The sequence below is a fragment of the Actinoplanes sp. NPDC048967 genome (assembly GCF_040649415.1).
GTDB lineage: Bacteria > Actinomycetota > Actinomycetes > Mycobacteriales > Micromonosporaceae > Actinoplanes.
Genome location: NZ_JBEZFL010000018.1, coordinates 63,293 through 82,656, shown reverse-complemented (window position 1 = coordinate 82,656; position 19,364 = coordinate 63,293). Strand labels below are relative to the sequence as shown.

Below are 19,364 nucleotides of genomic sequence, written 5' to 3'. Positions count from 1 at the left end.
CGCGCCCCCCCGCCGCCGCGCCCCCCGGCCCCCCGCGGCGGCCCCCCGCGCCTGGGCCCCCCCCCCCGGGGGGGGGGCCCGGGGGGGGCCGGGGGGGGGGGGGGCCCCCCCCCCCCCCCCCGCCACGAGGTGCGGGTGTCAGGAGACGACCGGGTCAGCCGGTACGGCAGCCGATGGTCGGCCACGTCCAGTTGCCGTTGGCCATGATCGTCACCCCGAAGTTGTTGCCACTGCCGTTCGGTCTGGCGGTGACGGTTCCGCTGGTGCCGCTGACCGCGGCGTTCCAGCTGTTCTGGATGCTCTGGCCGCCGTTCAGGTTGAGCGTGACGACCCAGTTGCTCGCGTTGCTGACCGCGACGTTGAGATTGAAGCGGTCACCGAACTGCTGGCCGGCCGAGATCGTGGCGGTGCAGTTGCTGCCCGGGTTGCCGGGCGGCGGGGTGGTCGTGCCCGGGTTGCCGGGGTTGGAGCCGCCGCCCTCGCTGACGGTGATGTCCGAGCTGCCCTGGCTCTGGTAACCCTCGGTGGCCATGATCTGGTAGGCGTGGTTCGTGCCGAGGTTCAGGCCGGCCCGCGCCCACGCGTCGAAGTGGTTGCCGATCGTGATGGTGCCGCTGCTGCGCTTCGACTGCCGGACACTCCAGAACTGGTAGAACGTCTGGGTTCCGTCGATCGAGGGCTGGTTGACCCGTTGGCTGCGCAGGATGTCGTACGTGCCGCCGTCGGAGGTGACGGTGCCCATCCGGGTGGCGCCGCTGCTCGGGTTGTAGCTGCCGAAGTTCTCGACGATGTAGTACTCGATGAGCGGGTTGCGCGTCCAGCCGTACAGGGCCAGATAGGTGTTGTTGTTGCCCGGGTTGTACGAGCCGGAGTACGTGACCGTACGGCGGGAGCCGGTGGCCCAGCCCTTGCCGCCGACCCAGTTGTTGGTGCTGCGGTCCCAGCTGCTGGAGTACCGGCCGTTCTCGCGCAGCGTCATGCTGGCGTTGCCACTGTCCTTCCAGAAGGAGAAGTAGTAGCCGTTGTGCGTGCCGGTGGTGTTGGAGCTGACCGTCCGGTCGGCCTCGGCGTGCGCGCTCGGAGCGGCGACGACCGTGCCGGCGATGGCCAGCACCGCCGTGCACGCGGTGCCGAGGAGGACCCGCAAGCGGCGTCTCCTCGGCTGGATGGGGATGTCGGTCATGTAGGTGCTTCCTCCTCGTGACGGCTGGCGGGGGCCAGCGGCGCGGTGAGGGCCGGCGGTCTGCCGGCGGCCGGGTGGATGGCCGCCGGGATCGGCGTCGTTCCGCGCGGTGGGACCGGTCGTCCTGTACGACCGGGAGCGGGTCGCGATGGATGGCATCGACGGTCATTCAGCCCCGTCGATGGCGACGGTAGGGGCCGGATCCACCGCTTGTCAAAACTTTTCCGAAACATTCCGGAAACTTGATCGGGCCGGTGCACTTTCCGCAGGTGAAGCGTTCTGCTGGCCAGCACTCCCACCTCGGCGAGCAGCGGCGGGGACGGTCACCGGTATGGTCCCCGCACCGAGAGCCAAGATCCGGACATCGGTCGGCGAAAGATCCGGCGACCTTCCGGATGACAGGAGGCGCGGACAGCCGGTCGACGAGCTCCCGGCCTCCTCCGCGGCCGGCACGTGGTCAGGTCAGGCCGGGATGAGCACGGCCCGCCGTGGACGCGACACCGGGCCGGGCCGCAGACCCGGGACCAGGTGCCGTACGGCGGTGGCCCGGGCGACGGCGACGGCGGCCTCCTGCCGCAGGCTGTCGCGGGTGGCGACGGCGAGCCGGGCGTCGTGCCGGACGGCCTTCTCCGCCATGACCGCCCGCTGGTACAGCGCGCGCCGATGGGCCACCGTGGCCTGCTGCACGGCGCGCTCCTGCTCGACCGGGTGCAGCGACGGATCCCAGCCGCCGTCCTCGGTCAGCGCCCCGGCGGGCAGGTCCCCGCGGTCGACAGCCGCACCGAGCGCCCGGTGCAGAAAGCGCTCACGCTCGGCGTGCTCGGCCGGGGTGCCGGCGTCCGGCATCGGGTAGGCGGACGCGGCCCGCATGACCACCAGCCGCTGCTCGGCGTCCTGCCAGGCCTGCCAGGCCGTGTCGGCGTGCTGTGCGCTCTGCTCGGCGTGCTCGCGCCACAGGTCGGCCACCCGGGCGGCGCGCCCGGTCGCCACGACGAGCTCGTCGGCATACCGCACCGCGTGCGCGGCGTCCTCCCGGCGCCGGGCCCGCCGCGCCCGCAGGCGGCGCACCCCGGGCACGGCGTCCACCAGCACCAGGTGCGGATCCCGTACGCCGTCGACGCCGGCCAGGGCCAGCACCGACAGGGTGGCCGCCAGCAGCAGGGTCACCCAGATCGCCAGCGGGGCCGGCTCGGTCAACAGCATGTCCGCTACCACGTTCATGGTCAGAGAAGTCCCTCGATAGATACGGAGTCGATGAAACGGCAGCGCCGTCCCGCCCGTAGCCGGGGGAGGTGGAGAGGGCCCGGCGCGAGACGCGACGCAGGACGACCGGGAGCGGACCGATGCCCGCCCGGCGGATCGTCAGACGGACGCGGCGGGCGGTGCGCGCGCGGCGCGGGCCGCGACCACCAGCTGCGGGCGCAGAACGCGCTCGCGGCCGGCGGCGGGAAGATCACAGAACAGCACTGCCACCGGTACGGGCGGCAGCTCGGTCGGCGCAGCGGCGGCAACCTCGACCGTGGTGTCACAGTGCCGGGTCGCCCCGGCGGACACGGTCGTCACGGGCCCGCGGGGCCCGGCGGCGAGCGGCGGTGCCGACAGCCCGGCGATCAGGGCGAGCAGCAGGGCCAGCAGCGCCGGCAACGAGGGCCGCGCATCGCGGGTCGCCTCCGTCGCCATGATCACAAGGTACGGTTCCGGCCCCGCCCGGGACGGCGAAACGCAGGCGTGTCGCCCCGCGCGGCGGCCGCGTCAGTCTTTCGTGGCTCGCCCGCGACCTCGCCCCGCGGGCCCGGGCCGCCGCGGCGCGCCAGCCGTCGCCTCGCGCACCCGCCTGTCCGGCGGCAGGAGCCAGGTCAGGCCTGCTGGACGCCATCCGCGTCTTCGCGGGCGGCGAGGCGCTGCTGTCACCGAAGGTCGTCCAGAGCCTGAGACCGGGCGCAGCTCGTGGTCATCGCGTACCGGAGCGGCCTGGTCAGCCCCGGCGAGATGTCACCGGCCCGCTGACCCCTCTCCGATCCACCGCGGTCACGCGGGCGGGATCAGCCCCCGCGCGGTGGCGGCGACCATACGGGTCGGCGTCGGCCGGAACGGCGGGAACACCCGGGCGATCTCGGGCTCGCGTTCGTACAGCTCGCGCAGGGCCGCCGGCGGCCGGGTGAGCGGGGACAGCTTGGCGACGAAGGCGCTGGCGGCCATGACCAGGGCGGCGCCGTCGGTGGGCCCGAGCGCCGCGGCCTGGCTGCCATCCGCGCGGAGTTCGCCCCGCAGTTCGCCGGTCGTTTCGGCGCGATGACCTTCGAGGTCTACGACGCCGACGGGCGCATCAGCGGCACGTTCACCTACGCCACGTTCCGCCTGCCGCTGGGGGAGGCCGGTGACCGCGTACGTCAATGAGCGACCGCCGAGCCGCACAGCTCGGCGGTCGCGGGGGAGCGGCGTCAGTGCTGGTCGGCGCCCGCTTCGACCTCGGCCGTGCTCTTCGCCTGGCGGCGGTGGACCGTGACGGTCATGACCGCCACGATCAGCGCGCCGACGATCAGTCCGAGGATCGCGCTGAACACCGTGTTGACGAGCCAGCCGACGAGTCCGCCCAGCACACCCGCGGCGTCGTGGGCGGCCTCCTCCACGTGGTGCACGGCTCCGTACAGCCAGTGCAGGCCGAGCTCGTCCGTGCCCACCAGCAGGATGTGCCCGCCGACCCACAGCATCGCGGCGGTGCCCAGCACGGTCAGCCCGGTCAGCACCAGTGGCATCGCCCGCACCAGGCCACGGCCGAACGTGGCGAGGGCTCCGGACCGCTCCGCCAGGCGCAGCCCGGCGTCATCCATCTTCACGATCAGGGCGACCGCGCCGTACACCAGAACGGTCATCACGACCGCGACCACGGCCAGGATGGCCAGGCGGGACCAGAACGGCTCGTCGATCACCTCGTTGAGGGCGATCACCATGATCTCCGCCGACAGGATCAGGTCGGTGCGCACCGCCCCGGACACCAGGGTCTTCTCGTCGGGAGCGGCCCCGTCACCCGCTCCGTGGGCCTCGTGGTGGGCGATCTTGGCCCAGACCTTCTCGGCGCCCTCGTAACACAGGTACGCACCACCGAGCATGAGGATCGGGGTGAGCAGCCACGGCACGAACTGGCTGAGCAGCAGCACCGCGGGCAGGATGATCAGGAACTTGTTGCGCAGGGAGCCCAGCGCGATGCGCTTGATGATCGGCACCTCACGCTCGGCCGCCAGGCTCCGCACGTACTGCGGCGTGACGGCGGCGTCGTCGATGACGACGCCCGCGGCCTTGGCGCCGGCCTTCGCGGCGGCTGCCCCGACGTCATCGATGGACGCGGCGGCGGCGCGGGCCAGCACCGCCACGTCGTCCAGCAGGGCTACGAGTCCACCGGCCAAGAGAGGTTCCTTCCGAAGCTGAGCAGCGAGCGTGTCCGCACATTCTCGCCCACGCCGCGGCCCGGGGCGCGCCGACCGGCCCCACCCATCGGCCACCGCCCATTCCCCGGCGCCGGTAAGCGCTATCATCGGCGGGTCTGGGACAGCCGGTGAAAAGGTTTCTTCTTGCGACAGCATGCAACGGTGCGGGAGGTGGCCGCCGACACCGGACTTTCCATCGCCACGGTGTCGCGGGTGCTCAACGGCCAGGCCAATGTCGCACCGCGCACCCGTGAGGTCGTGCTCGAGGCCGTGGGCCGGCTGGGCGGGCAGGGGCAGCGGCTCCGCGCCGATCTGGGGGCCGTCTACATTCGCTGCCCGTACCTTCTCGACGAGTATTTCGGGCCGATGGTGTCGTCGGTCGTGGAAACCGTGGAATTGCACGGCATGACTGCCATTCTCAACGCCGGCCGGGCAGCGCGGGGCAGCGGCGCTTTGTCCGTGCTGCCCGGCCGTCAGGGCGTCGGCGGCGGGATCCTGATCCTGCCGCCCGAGTCGGGCCCCGAGCTGGAACGGCTCCGCGACCGCGGATTCGCCTTCGTGGTGCTGGACCCGCGCACGCCGCCGCCCCGCGACATCGTCGCGGTGTCCGCGGCCCACACGACCGGCGCCCGCACCGTGATGTCCCACCTCGTCCAGCTGGGACACCGGCGGATCGGCATCGTCGCCGGCCCGCGGGACTGGCTGGTCACCGACGCCCGGATGACCGGGTACGTGGCCGCCCTCGCCGACGTCGGCGTCCTCCCGTCGCCCGACCTGCTGCGTTTCGTCGACGAGCCCACCGTCGAGCAGGGTTACGACGCCGCCTGCGCCCTGCTCGACCAGCCGGGACGGCCGACCGCGGTGGTCGGCTTCAACGACAAGATCGCGGTCGGGGCCCTGCGGGCGGCGCGCGAACGGGGCCTGCGGGTCCCGGAGGAGCTGTCCATCGCGGGATTCGACGACACCACGGTCAGCCAGGCCACGGACCCGATGCTCACCACCGTGCGCCAGCCCCTGGCCGAGCTGGGCCGGATGGCCGTGACGATGCTGATCCGGATGGTCCAGCGGCACGACCTGGACGCCCGGCACGTCGAGCTCGCCACCGATCTGGTGGTCCGGGGCTCCACCGCGGCGCCGCCCCGCTGATGTAACAAACCTGCGCTTGTTACACGCTTCTTCACCGGGCTGACCCGGCATTCATTGACACGGATGCCTGTAACGATGTTTCGTATCCGTTACGCAAGCCCCGTACCCCTGGAAGGAGTTCGTGTGATCCCATCTGTCCCCGGCCGCCGGCGGCGGTCGCGGGTTGCCGCCGTCGCCGTGACCGCGCTCGTCGGCCTCGCCGGTGCCGTCGCGATCGGCGGCGAGGCGTCGGCTGCCACGTCGGTGCAGGTCTACTGGAGTTCGGAGTCGCGGACCGCCGGCTTCGAGCCGGTGAACGCGAACTGGTACGCCGACCCGGCGACGGGGCTGGCCGGGACGCCGTACCGGTTGTCGCGGCAGCCCGACGTGCCGATCGTGGCGGCGGGGGGCGCGGCGACGATCACCGCGAACACCGGCCGGCAGTACCAGAGCGTCCTGGGCTTCGGCTCCTCGCTGGAGGAGTCGACCATCTACAACCTGTCCCGGATGAGCGCCACCGCCCGGGAACGGACCCTGCGCCTGCTGCTCGATCCGAGCACCGGCGCGGGTTTCAACGTCGCCCGGATCACGTTCGGCACCAGCGACTTCACCAGCCGGGCCTTCTACACCTACGACGACGGCGCCGCGGATCCGGCGCTGTCGCGCTTCTCGATCCAGAAGGACCTCGACTACGGCATCATCAACGTGCTCAAGCAGGCCCGGCAGATCAACCCGAACCTGCTGATCTTCGCCAGTGTGTGGAGCCCGCCGGCCTGGATGAAGGCCAACAACAGCCTGATCGGCGGCAATCTGCTCGACCAGCACGTGCCCACCCTGGCGGCCTACTACCGGCGGGCGGTGCAGGCGTACGCCGCCCAGGGCCTGCCGATCCACGCCGTGACGCTGCAGAACGAGCCGCTGTACTCGCCGCCGGACTACCCCGGCACGCTCATCTCGGCGGACCAGGAGCGCCGGCTCGCCGTGGCCATGCGCGCCGAGTTCACCGGCAACGGCGTCGGCGGCACGAAGATCTGGGCCTTCGACCACAACTTCGCCGAGGGACCGTCGTACATCGCCGGTGTGCTGGGCAGCCCGGGCAGCCCGAGTGACGCGTTCAACGCCGTCGACGGGCTCGCCTTCCACGACTACGCCGGTGAGCCGGCCCTGATGGGCCAGGTCAAAGCCGGCTATCCGGCCAAGGACGTGGCGATGACCGAGAGGGCCGTCTGGGGTACGACCGGAGCGAACCGCATCGTCGACTACTTACGCAACCAGTCGGTCATGTACCAGAACTGGGTGACGATGCTGGACCAGAACCGGGCCCCGGAGAAGTGGACCGGCGCACCGGACCCCACCATGCTGGTGCAGAACCCGTCCGCCCCGGACACCGTGTGGGCGCTGCCGGAGTACTACCTGACCGCCCAGTTCGCCAAGTTCATCCAGCGCGGCGCCAAGCGTGTCGACACCAACAACGGTTCGGCGAGCACTGTCACGAACGTCGCGTTCCTGAACCCGGACGGCAGCCTCGTCACGGTTGTGGTCAACCGCAGCACCGTCAACCAGACCTTCACCGTGCGCGCCGGCACGCAGCAGTTCACCGGCACCCTGCCGGCGAAGACGGTGGGCACGTACGTCTGGGCCGACGCGAACGCCACGCCGCCCACCGGGACGACCGCCGCGTTGCGCTCCGACCTCAGTGGACGGTGCGTGGACGTGCCCGGGGCGAACCCGGTCGACGGCGCCCGGTTGCAGATCTACGACTGCAACGGCAGCGCCGCGCAGCAGTGGACGATCAGTGGTGACGGTACGGTCCGCGCACTGGGCAAGTGCATGGACGCGGCCGCCGCCGGGACCGCGAACGCAACGGCGATCCAGCTCTACACGTGCAACGGCACCAATGCGCAGCGCTTCACCCTCGGCGCCGGGGGAGACCTGGTCAACCCGGCGGCCAACCGCTGCGTCGACGTGGTGAACAACGGCACGGCGAACGGGTCGCAGCTCCAGCTCTGGGACTGCGCCGGCACTGCCAACCAGAGGTGGACCCGGGCCTGACAGGTCAGCTTGCCAGGACCGTCTCCGGCCCGTGACCCGCCGCAGCTCGACTGCAACGGGTCACGGGCCGGACCTCACTGACCCGGCGGACAGCTCACCCCGGCCGGAAGCTGCGGCCACCGCACGAAGCGGGTAACGCTCGCGGGCCGCGTACCCCTCGCGGGTCCGCGCCGTCGGCGGCCGCGCGGATCTCCTCGGCGAACATGACGACTCGGCGGGTGGTCTTCAGATAACCGAAACCTTGACATCACAATTGTGACCGTTAACATCGACCAGTACATCTATACAGCTCGATGAAACGGCGTCCCGAAACCGCGTCTCCTTCCCCCGATTGCCCTGGTGGGGCACGACGCGACGAGCTGTCCACAGCCCCGAGGAGTCGCATGTCCAGGACACGCAGGAAGACCGTTCGGCGCGGCGCGCTCGCCGCCGCTGTGGCCGCCGCCCTCGTCGCCGCCGCGACGGTCGCCGTCAACGCCCAGGCCGCCACGGCACCGGCGCTCCCGGCTGCCGCCGCGACGCCCACCGTGCCCCCGGCCGCCTATCCCGGGCCCGGACTGGTCACGGGCGACATCGGCGCGCACGACCCGACGATGGTGAAGACCCCGGCCGGCACCTACATCGTGGCGCACACGGGTGACAACATCGCGCTGAAGACCTCCTCGGACCGGACGGCCTTCCGCAACGCGGGCACGGTCTTCCCCGGTGGGGCGCCGTGGACCACGCCCTACACCGCCGGAAGCCGCAACCTGTGGGCGCCCGACATCTCGTTCCACAACGGGCAGTACTGGCTGTACTACTCGGCCTCGTCGTTCGGGTCCAACCACTCGGCGATCTTCCTGGCCACCAGCCCGACCGGAGCCTCGGGGACCTGGACCGACCGGGGCCTGGTCGTCGAGTCACGGACCTCGGACAACTACAACGCGATCGACCCCAACCTGATCGTGGACGACTCGGGGGCCTGGTGGCTGAGCTTCGGCTCGTTCTGGTCCGGCATCAAGATGGTGGCCCTGAACCCGTCGACCGGCAAGCGCGCCGACACCACCCTGCGGAGCATCGCCGGCCGGGGCGGCGGCGCGATCGAGGCGCCGTTCGTCTTCAAGCACGGCGCCTACTACTACCAGTGGGTCTCCTTCGACCGGTGCTGTCAGGGCGCGGCCAGCACGTACCGGATCATGGTCGGCCGCTCGGGCAGCCCGACCGGGCCGTTCCGCGACCGCAACGGGGTCGATCTGAACTCCGGTGGCGGCACCCAGGTCCTGGCCGGGCACGGCGGCATCCACGGACCCGGCCACCAGGCGGTCCTGGCCGACACCGATTCCGAGCTGCTGATCTACCACTACTACACCGACAGCGGTGCCGCGAACCTCGGCATCAACCTCATCGGGTACGACGCGGCCGGCTGGCCGTTCGTCCACTGATCCTCGAGATCCCGGAGCGTCCCATGCGCAGATCTTCCCTTCGTACCGTGCTCGCGGCCGGGTCGGTCGCCGTGCTGGCCGGCCTCGGCGCGGCAGCGGTCAGCCCCGAGGCGTCGGCCGCCACGGTCCCGGCCGGCACGCCGTACGTGCTGGTCAACCGGAACAGCGGCAAAGCCCTCGACGTCTACAACCTGGCCACCACCGACGGTGCCGCCATCAACCAGTACGCCCGCAACGACGGCGCCTGGCAGCAGTGGCGCTTCCTGGACTCGGGCGGCGGCTGGTACCGGGTGCAGTCGGTGCACAGCGGCAAGGTCCTCGACCTGCCCAGCAGCACCGACGGCATCCAGCTCGTGCAGAACGCCGACCGTGACGACGCCCGCCAGCAGTTCCGCCTGGCCGACTCGGCCGGCGGGTACACCCGGCTGATCAACCGGTCCAGCGGCAAGGCCGTCGAGGTCTGGCAGTGGAGCACCGCCGACGGCGCGATGGTCTCGCAGTACCAGGATCTCGACGGCGCCAACCAGCAATGGCAGCTGATCTCGCCGGCCGCCACGGCCGGCTCCTTCGCCAACCCGATCAAACGCAACGGGCCGGACCCGTGGCTGCAGTACCACAACGGCTTCTACTACCTGGCCACGACGACGTGGAACTCGACTGTCACGATGCGCCGGTCGAGCACCCTGGCCGGGCTGGCGACCGCCGCCGACACCACGGTCTTCAACCTGGCCGGCCGGGCCAACGGCTGCTGCAACATGTGGGCGCCCGAGTTCCATCTGCTCAACGGCCCGAACGGCAACCGCTGGTACCTGTACTACGTGGCCGGTCAGAACGTCTCGGACTACAACCCGACGCAGCGGCTGCATGTGCTGGAGTCGGCCGGGACGGATCCGATGGGCCCGTACACGTTCAAGGCCGATCTGGGCACCGACTGGCAGCTGGACGCGAGCGTGCTGAAGGTGGGCAGCAGCCTGTACCTGATGGGCACCTACGGCGGCGACGGGGCCGGGCAGAGCAACTTCATCCAGCGGCTCAGCAACCCCTGGACGGTGACCGGTTCCCGGGTACGGCTGAGCTCGCCGACGCTGAGCTGGGAGCGACAGACCGGCGCGGTCAACGAGGGGCCGGAGCCGCTGTACCACAACGGCAAGGTGATGGTCGTCTACTCGGCCTCGGCCTGCTGGGGACCGGACTACAAGCTGGGCCTGCTCACGCTGACCGGCAGCGACCCGATGAACCCGGCGCACTGGACCAAGAAGTCGACCCCGGTCTTCCAGCGCAGCGACGCCAACAGCGTGTACGCCCCCGGCCACAACGGCTTCTTCAAGTCACCGGACGGCACCGAGGACTGGATCGTCTACCACGCCAACGACTCCGCCTCCGGTGGCTGCGACATGAACCGTTCGACCCGCGCGCAGAAATTCACCTGGAACGCCGACGGCACACCGAATTTCGGCACACCCGTCCGCCTGGGTACCACCCTGCCGGCACCCTCGGGCGAGTAACGGGGGAACGAGTCAGCGGCACGTGGCGGGAGCCGCCCGGGTGATGGGCGGCTCCCGCTATGACGTAGCCGAACTTCGCACAGCGCTGACCGCCAAGGTCGTGTACCGCATCGTGAAGCCACCGCCGAGCTCGTCGATCGCGGCGCCGACCGCGTCCAGGATGCCGGCCATCTTGTCGGGTGGCAGCCGGGTGAGGCCACCGGTTGTCGGCAGCAGCGCCAGCCATTCGTCGCGGGTGTACGGCTGCTCCCAGTCGAAGCGCCACTGCTCGGGCTCGGCGAACTGCCCCGCCTCGCGGATCGTGTCGGCGACCTTCGCGTACCCGGCCTGGTACGTCTCGAGTGCCGGCCCGGCCGGCATCTTGCCGAAGGGCAGGTCCGGCGCCGCCCGGTGCAAGGCCGCGGCGAACGGCCCGGCCACCTCGGCGGGCGGCTCGAAGACGTGACCGAAGATCGCCAGCCGGCCCCGCGGGCGCAGCACCTCGGCCGCCTTGCGCGGGCCGGCGACCGGGTCGATCCAGTGCCACGACTGGGCCGCGGTCACCGCGTCGAACGTCCGGCCGGCCGGCTCCCACGCCTCGAACGTCGCCACCTCGACCCGCAGGCCGCGGGCCCGGGCGAAGTCGGCCATCCGGCGGTCGGGCTCGACGCCGAGCACCTCACAGCCGGCCGCCTGGAACTGGCGGGCCGCGATGCCGGTGCCGCACCCCACGTCGAGCAGGTCCGGCCCGGGGCTGCCGGTGACGATCCGGGCCACGAGAGCCTCGGGGTAGCCGGGCCGGGCCCGGTCGTAGCGGTGCGCGTCCGCACCGAACGACTCGGCCATCGGCCGGGCCCGGTGCGGCGGCTCGGGCGGTAAAGTGGGCATGTGCCCACGCTAGTGGGCGCATGCCCACTAGGCAACGCCCAGGGAAGGATCGCGAGTGCCGACCGGAGTGCATCTGCGTGACGCGCGGCAGCAGCTGTTCGACGCCGCCGAACGCGTCCTGCTCCGCGCGGGGCCGGCCGGGCTGACCAGCCGGGCGGTCACCGACGAGGCGGGCTGTGCCAAAGGGGTCCTGCACCGGCACTTCAGCGACTTCGACGCGTTCCTGGCCGACCTCGTGCTCGACCGGGCCGCGCAGCTCGAGACGCAGGCGGACGCGCTGCGGAAGTCCGCCGGCACCGGCACGCCGGCCGACAACCTGACCACTGCGCTGACCACTCTGTTCGGCCCGGTGCCACTGGCGATCATCCCGCTCATCACGTTCCGGGACGTCCTGCGCGCGCGGCTGCGGCAGGCCCGGCCCGGCGGCGGCATCGCGATCCTGGGGCAGGTGACGGCTGCGGTCTCCGCCTACCTGGCCGACGAACGGGACCGGGGCCGGATCGCGGCCGACGCCGACCTCGACTCCCTCACCCTGTCGCTGGTCGGCGGCGGGCATCTGCTGTTCACCGACCGCGACCCGGGCCCGCCCAGCCCGGCGGCCGTCGGCCGGTTCGTGGGCTCGGTGCTCGCCGACGTGGTGCAACGGCGGCCCCGCCGGTCCTGATGCCGCGGCCCGGGAGCCGTCCGGGTCAGCGGGCCAGGCGGCACCTGGTCCGGCGTAGATACCGCTCGCGGTCCTCGCGCACCCGTCCCCACGAACGCATCAGCCGTTCGAGGGCCGCCCGCAGCAGATCCTCGCCCGCCGACCGGCTTCCGGTGAGGTTGAAGGATCCGGCGGGAAATTCCGCGGAACCACGGCCCCCATCCGTCCGACTCTTGTCAGAGTGCAGAGCGCGGTGCGGACGTCCGTCCTGATGGTGGCAGCTGCCGGCGCGGCAGCGGCGCTGCTCGTGGCGTCCCTGCGGTTCGGCGCAGCGGTCGACGCCGCGCTGCCGGGCATCCCCGGCCCCGGTGCGCTGACCGAGTGGGCGCTCCCGGTGCTGACCCTGCTGGCGACCGTCCTGGGCGTGCTGACGGTCGGCCTGACCGCCACGGCGGCGTTCCTGCTGCCCGGCGACGGCACCAGCGTGGCGGCACACGGCTGGCTGCTGCTGCGCCGATCGACGTGGCCGGCGCTGCTGTGGGCGTGCACCTGCCTGGTGCTGATCGTCGTCACCGTCTCCGATGTGCTGGGTGTGCCCGTCTCGCGGCTGAGCCGGCCGTCGGTGTCCAGCTTCGCGTTCTCCATCGCCCAGGGGCAGGCGCTGCTGCTGCAGGCCGGGCTGGCGTTGGTGGTGGCGGTGCTGACCCGGTCCGGGGTGTCGCGCGGCCTGGCCGCGGTCACCGCCGGCCTGGCGCTGGTGGCGTTGCTGCCGCCGGCGTTCACCGGGCACTCCGCCGGGGCGGGTGACCATCAGCTCGCGGTGACCAGCCTGGCGCTGCACATCCTGGCCGCGTCGCTCTGGGTGGGCGGTCTGGCCGGTCTGCTTCTGGTACGCCGCCACCGCCGTTTCGCCGAGACCGCCTCCCGGTACAGCCGCCTGGCGCTGGCCTGTTTCGTGGCGACGGCGGTCAGCGGCGCGGCCAACGCGGCGGTGCGACTGGGCAGCTGGCCGGCCCTCGGCACCTCCCGGTACGGACTCCTGGTGCTGCTCAAAGTGTTCGCGCTGCTGGCGGCCGGGGTGATCGGCGCCGTGCACCGCCGCCGTACCCTGCCCGCGCTGCGCTCGGGTGCCCCGTGGGCGTTCCTGCGCCTGGCCGGTGGCGAGCTGCTGGTGCTCGGGGCGGCGGTCGGGCTGGCGGTCGGCCTGTCCCGCAGCCCGACCCCGGTGCCCGAGATCGCGGTCGAGCCGGATCCGCTGGTGGAGCTGCTGGGGTTCGACCAGCCCGGCCCGGTCACGGCAGCCCGGCTCCTCACCGACCCGTTGCCGGACATGGTGTTCCCGGTGGTCGTCGTGGTCGGCATCCTCACCTATCTGGCCGGGGTGCGCCGGCTGCGCCGGGCCGGGCCCGGCTGGCCGGCGAGCCGCACGGTGTCCTGGGTGGGCGGAATGCTGCTGCTGGGCGCGATGACCGGCCTGGGTGTGGCCCGGTACGCGTACGTGCTGGTCAGCGTGCACCTGGTGCAGCACGTCGTGCTGGCCACGATCGTGCCGATCCTGCTGATCGGAGGCGCCCCGGTCACCTTGGCTCTGCGGGCCTTGCGCCGTCCCGCGGATCCGCAGGTGCGCGGCCCGCGGGAGTGGCTGGTGCTGCTGCTGGACAGCCGGTTCCTGCGGTTCCTGAGTCGTCCGCCGGTCGCGCCGGCCGGCTATGTCCTCGGCCTGTACGGGCTGTACCTCACCGGTCTGCTCGGCCGGCTGATGCGCTACCACCTCGGGCACCTGGCGATGCTGGCGTCCTTCGTGGTCGCCGGTCTCCTGCTTTTCCGGGTGCTGCTCGGGGCGGGCCGTCGGCCCGTTCATCCGGCCGGGCTGATCGTGGTCCACCTCCTGGCCGTGGCAGCGCAGGTTCACCTCGGCCTCATCCTGCTCAGGTCAACCTCGGTGGTGGCCGCGGACTGGTACACCGCCGTGCATCCCGCGTGGGCGCCGTCGCTGCTCGCCGACCAGCGCCTCGGTGCCGAACTGTGGTGGGCGTTCGGGGCGCTGCCGGCCGCGGTCGTTCTGCTGGTGCTCGTCCGGCAATGGATCCGGGGAGATCACGGTGCCGGGAACTTCTCGCCGGAGGATCCCGACCAATCCTGTGCGAACCCCAACAAGGAACGGATACCATGTCAAACCCCCTGAACCGTGGCTCTCGCCGTACCCTTGCGGCTGCCCTGCTCGCCGGCGCCCTGACCACGCTCGGCCTGACCGGCTGCGGCGGCAGTGACGCCGCCGGCGGCACGCCGGTGCCCGCCGCCGCACCGTCGGCTTCCGCCTCGACCGGGCTGGTCGTCAAGGATCCCTGGGTCAAGGCCGCGAAGGCCGGCACCATGACCGCCGCCTTCGCGATCCTGGTCAACGACAGCGCCACCGACATCACGGTCGTCAGCGCCGAGTCGCCGGCGTCCCCGATGGAACTGCACGAGATGACCATGCAGGACGGCAAGATGCTGATGCGGCCCAAGCAGGGCGGCTTCGTCATCAAGGCCAGGAGCACCCACGAGCTGGGGCCCGGCGGCGACCACCTGATGCTGATGAAGCCGGCCGCCGCGATCGACGCCGGCAACGAGGTCACCTTCACCCTGAAGCTGGCCGACGGCCGAACCGTCCCGTTCACCGCGATCGCCAAACCGTTCGCCGGGGCGGGGGAGAGCTACGACCCCGGCATGTCCATGCCGGCCTCCGGCATGCCGATGGCTCCGATGGGCAGCGCGGCGCCGTGACACCGCGTCTCTCCCCGGTGAGCCGGCGGCGCCTGCTCGCCGGGGGCGCCGTCGCCGGCCTCGGCGCGGTCGCCGCCGTCGCCGCGACCGGAGACCCCGCGCCGGTCCCGGTCGCCGCCTCCGCACCGCTGGACACGGGTACGGCCACAGTCGCGTTCCACGGCCCGCGCCAGGCCGGGGTGGCCGAGGATCCGCCCGCGCACGCCGCGTTCGTCGCGTTCACCCTGGCCGCCGGCACCGACCGGCGTGTCCTGGCCCGGATGCTGCGCCTGCTCAGCGATGACGCGGCGCGGCTCACCCAGGGCGTCGCGGCGCTCGGTGACACCGACGCCACCCTCGCCGTGCTGCCGGCCCGGCTGACGGTCACCTTCGGCTTCGGCCCCGGCCTGTACCGCGCGGCCGGGCTGCGCGCCCCGATCGCGGACCTGCCGGCCTTCTCGATCGACCGGCTGGAGCGGCGCTGGTCCGGTGGGGACCTGGTGCTGCAGATCTGCGCGGACGACCCGCTCACGGTCGCCCACACCCAGCGGATGCTCATCAAGGACGCCCGGCCGTTCGCGGCGGTGCGCTGGGTGCAGCAGGGTTTCCGGCGCAGCCCCGGCGTGCAGGCGCCCGAGCACACCCAGCGCAACGTGCTGGGCCAGCTCGACGGGACCGCGAACCCGCGCGGCGCCGAGATCGATCCGGCGGTCTGGAACCCCGACGGCTCGACCACCCTGGTGGTCCGGCGGATCCGCGCCGAGATCGAGAAGTGGGACCTGCTCGCCGTCACCGACAAGGAGAACGCGACCGGCCGGCGCCTGGTCTCGGGCGCACCACTGAGCGGCTCCCAGGAGCACGACGAGCCCGACTTCACCGCCCTCGACGACGCCGGCCTGCCCCGGATCCCGGACTTCTCGCACGTCACCCGGGCCCACGTCACCGATCCGGCGCTGAAGATCCTGCGGCGGCCGTACAACTACGACGGGGTGCCCGACGCTGCCGGGCATCCGGACGCCGGACTGATCTTCGCGGCGTACCAGCGCGACATCGCCCGGCAGTTCGTGCCCATCCAGCAACGCCTCGCGGACAAGGACCTGTTGAACGAATGGATCACCCCGATCGGCTCGGCCGTGTTCGCCGTACCGCCGGGCTGCGCGGAGGGCGGCTGGATCGGCGAGCGGGTGCTCACATGAGGAAGCTCATGCTCACCTTCACCGCATTCGCCGCCGTACTGCTGCCGGGCAGCCCGGCGTGGGCGCACGCCGAACTGACCGCCTCGGCCCCCGCCCGGGACGCCACGCTCGCCGCGGCGCCCACCTCGGTCACCGTGACCTTCAGCGAACATCTGAACCCGGAGTTCACCACGATCGTCGTCAGCGACAGCGCCCGTCAGCGCCTGTCCGCCTCGGCGCCCGTCGTGGACGCCGGCTCCGGCACGGTGACGCTCAGCCCGCCGCCGGGCAACGGCACCTACACGGTCGCCTACCGCGTGGTCTCGGTGGACGGTCACACGGCCCAGGGTTCGTACGCCTTCACCGTCGCCGATCCGGCCCTGCCCCCGGCGCCCACGACCGCGCCCGCGGTGGCGGCGCCGCCGGCCGACTCAGAAGGTACGTCGACCGCTCTGCTGATGGGGCTGGGTGTGCTTGCCCTGACAAGCGCGATCCTGCTGTACGTGTCATGGCGACGTCGGAACCGGGTTCAAGCCTGACCTCACGGCCACCTCGACCAGCATGGACCTGGCGGCCAGGCGCTGAGCAACGACGCGGCCACTGCGGCCGGGGATCCGCCGCTCACCCGGACGCCGCCGGCGCCGAGCCGGCCGTGAAATTCACCCGCGTGGTGAAGACCAGTGGCTGCCCCGATTCCGGGACGACAGTGACGGCGACAGCGGTAACACCGGCTCCCATGGGGACGGACGCCAGGGCCACGCGTTCGGCCACGCGCTGCACTGCGGCCGTACCGTCGGCGCCCTGGACGCTGACCGCCCACGACCGCACCCGTCCGACGCTGTCGCCGGCGCACAGATGCACGAGCGTGGCCGAGCCCGCACCGGGCTCGGCCCGCAGCCGCAACAGGTGCCCGCCGGCGTACGCCTCGATCGAGGCCCGGGCCGCGCACGGCCCGGTCTCCGGTCGTCCGGCGGGCACGCCGGCCAGCAGCAGGGCCACGCTGGTCACCAGCGCGGCCACGGCAACCGAGAACCCGGCGAAGCCCCGCCACGCCTTCGTCCGTACCGGCGGCTCAGGCTCCGGTGCACTCCAGGTTCGCGTCAACATGATGCCGTCAGCGCTGTGCCGGGCGATGAAAGCGCCGCGTGCGGAGGTGCCGCGGTGCCGGGCGGCCCGGCAGTACCGGGTGCCGGTGGCCCGGCTGTAGCTCTCGGAGCTCATGATCGGATAGTCGTCGCCCGGCGGCCCCCGGTTCCCGGGCACCTTGCCCGATACTCAGATGATCTCTATATTGGGCGCATGGCTGCCTCGATGCGGGAACCGACGTTCTGGATCCTCACCGCCCTGGCGTCGGCGCCCCGGCACGGCTACGGCGTGATCCAGGAGGCCGGCGCCCTCTCCGGCGGCCGGGTGGTGCTCCAGGCCGGCACGCTGTATGCCGCGCTCGACCGGCTGACCGCCGAGGGGCTGGTCGAGGTCGATCGCGAGGAGCTCGTCGACGGGCGCAACCGGCGGTACTACCGGCTCACCCACCGGGGCGCGACCGCGCTGACCGCCGAGACCGAGCGGCTGCGTGCCAGCCTGGACGCGGCGACCAGCCAGCTCAAGCGGTTCGGGCTCGGACCGGCCGGCGCGCACCGGTCCGGCCCTCGGGTGGCGTGGTGAACGACCAGGTGGCCTTGTCCACCCCGGCTGACCGGCGGCTGCTGCGGGCGTACCGCCGGCTCCTGCGGGCCTATCCGCCCGGCCCGCGCCGGGACGAGCTGCTGGACACCCTGGTGGAATGCGCCCCGCCGGGGCGGCGCCGGCCCACTGTGCGCGAGGTGATCAACCTGATCCGGCACGGCAGCCGGGCCCGGCTCGGCCGGCCGAAGAGCCGGGGCATCGTCGTGCTGACGCTGTTCGTCGCGCTGGCCGGCGGGTGCCTCGGCGCCGGCGCGGCCAACTGGCTCGGCTGGCACGCGGTCGAGCCGCTGCCGACCGGCGCCGAGGCCGCCGGAATCAGCGCCACGGTGTTCCCCGGGCTCCAGGTCTGGGGCGGCGGCGAGGCCCCGAGGGTGGTCAGCCAGAGCGACGGCGAGGGCATCGAGTACGGGTACGCCGTCTCGTGGGTCAAGCACACCGCGGCCACCCGGGATGTCGCCGCCTACACCGCCGGTGTCCGCGCCCGGCTGGAGGCCGCCGGCTGGACGGTGACGGCCTTCGATCCGCCGCTGGACGAGACCGACGTCGTGGGGGCCAACGCGGCCGACCGCTTCGAGAGCTTCACCGCCACCCGCGGTGCCTTGGGGATACGTTTCAACGACTACTACTGGGCCGGGCGCCCGGCCTACGACGGTGACGGCAACGCCACGTACTACCTGTGGCAGGAGCCGCCGTCGTGGCTGAAGACCGTGACCTGGCTGGGCTTTCCGCCCGGCGCGTTCCTCGCGTGGATGCTGACCGGCTGGGCGAGCCGCCGCCTGGAGCCCAACCCCGGGATGGGCGCGCCGGCCGCCGTCGGCGCGGTGCTCGCCGTGCTCTGCGTCGTCCCCGCCACGCTGCTGACGCTGTCGTCCGACGGGCGGGCCGACGAGACCGCCGGGCCGACCTGGCAGGGACTGGCCTTCGCCATGAAGATCCCGGCGGTGCTGTTCGGGGTCCTGGCTGCCCTGCTCCTGGTCATCGCGGCGGTGCAGAGGCCACCGCGCCGGCTCCCGCAGTGGCGGCGGCAGGCGGCGCAGGGGCTGGACGTCGTGCGGCGCAGGCCGAGGGCGGTCGTCGCCCTGGTCGCCGTCGCGTCGCTGCTCACCAGCTTGGGCCAGTACGCGCTGGTCATCGAGCAGCTGCGGCCGGGATCGTGCACGCCGACGGTGCCGGCGGGCATCGTGGACCCGCCGAGCGCGCGGACCAGCGACCAGGCCCGGGTCTTCATCGACCGGCAGGCCACCGAGGACCAGCGCAACCTGGCCCAGGCGGCGATCTGGCGCGGCCTGGGTGGCAGCCCGAGCTTCGCCGGGGACCCGCGGGCGCCCGGTTTCCTGAGCCCGTACTGCGCTCACGGCCGGGTCGACTCCACGGTCGCCGAGAAGCTGCCCAGCCACTGGAGTGTCGAGCTGGCCAGCCCCGGGCTGTTCGCCGGGCTGGCGGCCGAGATGATGGCGATGCCCGGCGTGGTGGCCGTCCAGCACGTCCCGGACTGAGCCTGGGGGTAGTGCGCGGTATACCCCTGAACTCCACTGTG

Annotated in this window: 18 protein-coding genes; 11 read left to right on the top strand and 7 right to left on the bottom strand. The window is 72.5% G+C overall.

Annotated elements, in window-relative coordinates:
• Positions 1-154 precede the first annotated feature (154 nt).
• The 5 genes from AB0C12_RS43835 to AB0C12_RS43815 all read right to left on the bottom strand — a co-directional run bounded on the left by AB0C12_RS43835 (position 155) and on the right by AB0C12_RS43815 (position 4,587).
• Entirely contained in the window at positions 155-1,183 is a 1,029-nt protein-coding gene (locus AB0C12_RS43835) for a glycoside hydrolase family 11 protein (protein ID WP_360557159.1), read from the bottom strand.
• Positions 1,184-1,645: 462 nt separating this feature from the next.
• Entirely contained in the window at positions 1,646-2,404 is a 759-nt protein-coding gene (locus tag AB0C12_RS43830; RefSeq protein ID WP_360557158.1) for a hypothetical protein, read from the bottom strand.
• A 141-nt stretch (positions 2,405-2,545) separates the two neighbouring features.
• Complete coding sequence (locus tag AB0C12_RS43825; RefSeq protein WP_360557156.1) at positions 2,546-2,863, bottom strand: hypothetical protein; 318 nt, start codon at positions 2,861-2,863, stop codon at positions 2,546-2,548.
• A 348-nt stretch (positions 2,864-3,211) separates the two neighbouring features.
• Complete coding sequence (locus AB0C12_RS43820) at positions 3,212-3,454, bottom strand: hypothetical protein (RefSeq protein ID WP_360557163.1); 243 nt, start codon at positions 3,452-3,454, stop codon at positions 3,212-3,214.
• A 170-nt stretch (positions 3,455-3,624) separates the two neighbouring features.
• Complete coding sequence (locus AB0C12_RS43815; RefSeq protein ID WP_360557154.1) at positions 3,625-4,587, bottom strand: DUF808 domain-containing protein; 963 nt, start codon at positions 4,585-4,587, stop codon at positions 3,625-3,627.
• Positions 4,588-4,752: 165 nt separating this feature from the next.
• Between AB0C12_RS43815 and AB0C12_RS43810 the strand changes: the two genes are divergently transcribed.
• The 4 genes from AB0C12_RS43810 to AB0C12_RS43795 all read left to right on the top strand — a co-directional run bounded on the left by AB0C12_RS43810 (position 4,753) and on the right by AB0C12_RS43795 (position 10,711).
• Entirely contained in the window at positions 4,753-5,754 is a 1,002-nt protein-coding gene (locus tag AB0C12_RS43810; RefSeq protein ID WP_360557152.1) for a LacI family DNA-binding transcriptional regulator, read from the top strand.
• 123 nt (positions 5,755-5,877) lie between these two features.
• Positions 5,878-7,785 (top strand): ricin-type beta-trefoil lectin domain protein, encoded by a 1,908-nt coding sequence (locus AB0C12_RS43805; RefSeq protein WP_360557150.1) that lies wholly within the window; start codon positions 5,878-5,880, stop codon positions 7,783-7,785.
• Positions 7,786-8,168: 383 nt separating this feature from the next.
• Complete coding sequence (locus AB0C12_RS43800; protein WP_360557149.1) at positions 8,169-9,206, top strand: arabinan endo-1,5-alpha-L-arabinosidase; 1,038 nt, start codon at positions 8,169-8,171, stop codon at positions 9,204-9,206.
• Between the two features lie 23 nt (positions 9,207-9,229).
• Positions 9,230-10,711, top strand: a complete 1,482-nt coding sequence (locus AB0C12_RS43795; RefSeq protein WP_360557147.1) for a family 43 glycosylhydrolase — start codon at positions 9,230-9,232, stop codon at positions 10,709-10,711.
• A gap of 57 nt (positions 10,712-10,768) precedes the next feature.
• Here the strand turns inward: AB0C12_RS43795 and AB0C12_RS43790 are convergent, their stop codons facing one another.
• Positions 10,769-11,578 carry a class I SAM-dependent methyltransferase gene (locus tag AB0C12_RS43790; protein WP_360557145.1) on the bottom strand — a complete coding sequence of 270 codons (810 nt, stop codon included), beginning with the start codon at positions 11,576-11,578 and terminating at the stop codon, positions 10,769-10,771.
• Between the two features lie 55 nt (positions 11,579-11,633).
• On the opposite strand from AB0C12_RS43790, the gene AB0C12_RS43785 reads away from it, so the two are divergent.
• The 5 genes from AB0C12_RS43785 to AB0C12_RS43765 all read left to right on the top strand — a co-directional run bounded on the left by AB0C12_RS43785 (position 11,634) and on the right by AB0C12_RS43765 (position 16,680).
• Positions 11,634-12,242 (top strand): TetR/AcrR family transcriptional regulator, encoded by a 609-nt coding sequence (locus tag AB0C12_RS43785; protein ID WP_360557143.1) that lies wholly within the window; start codon positions 11,634-11,636, stop codon positions 12,240-12,242.
• Positions 12,243-12,474: 232 nt separating this feature from the next.
• Positions 12,475-14,406, top strand: a complete 1,932-nt coding sequence (locus AB0C12_RS43780; RefSeq protein ID WP_360557141.1) for a cytochrome c oxidase assembly protein — start codon at positions 12,475-12,477, stop codon at positions 14,404-14,406.
• On the top strand, positions 14,391-14,987 hold the full coding sequence (locus AB0C12_RS43775) for a copper chaperone PCu(A)C (RefSeq protein WP_360557140.1): 597 nt from the start codon (positions 14,391-14,393) through the stop codon (positions 14,985-14,987). Before AB0C12_RS43780 ends, AB0C12_RS43775 begins: the two co-directional genes overlap by 16 nt.
• Before the next feature lie 17 nt (positions 14,988-15,004).
• Positions 15,005-16,162, top strand: a complete 1,158-nt coding sequence (locus AB0C12_RS43770) for a Dyp-type peroxidase (protein ID WP_360557162.1) — start codon at positions 15,005-15,007, stop codon at positions 16,160-16,162.
• A complete protein-coding gene (locus AB0C12_RS43765; RefSeq protein ID WP_360557139.1) occupies positions 16,159-16,680 on the top strand; it encodes a copper resistance CopC family protein in 522 nt (173 codons plus the stop codon). The genes AB0C12_RS43770 and AB0C12_RS43765 overlap by 4 nt, the downstream gene beginning before the upstream one ends.
• Positions 16,681-16,762: 82 nt before the next feature.
• Here the strand turns inward: AB0C12_RS43765 and AB0C12_RS43760 are convergent, their stop codons facing one another.
• Positions 16,763-17,362, bottom strand: a complete 600-nt coding sequence (locus AB0C12_RS43760; protein ID WP_360557138.1) for a hypothetical protein — start codon at positions 17,360-17,362, stop codon at positions 16,763-16,765.
• A 78-nt stretch (positions 17,363-17,440) separates the two neighbouring features.
• On the opposite strand from AB0C12_RS43760, the gene AB0C12_RS43755 reads away from it, so the two are divergent.
• Positions 17,441-17,806, top strand: a complete 366-nt coding sequence (locus tag AB0C12_RS43755) for a PadR family transcriptional regulator (RefSeq protein ID WP_360557136.1) — start codon at positions 17,441-17,443, stop codon at positions 17,804-17,806.
• The gene (locus AB0C12_RS43750) at positions 17,803-19,323 is read left to right on the top strand and encodes a hypothetical protein (RefSeq protein ID WP_360557134.1); all 1,521 of its coding nucleotides are present in this window, start codon (positions 17,803-17,805) and stop codon (positions 19,321-19,323) included. Before AB0C12_RS43755 ends, AB0C12_RS43750 begins: the two co-directional genes overlap by 4 nt.
• The last annotated feature ends 41 nt before the right edge of the window (positions 19,324-19,364 follow it).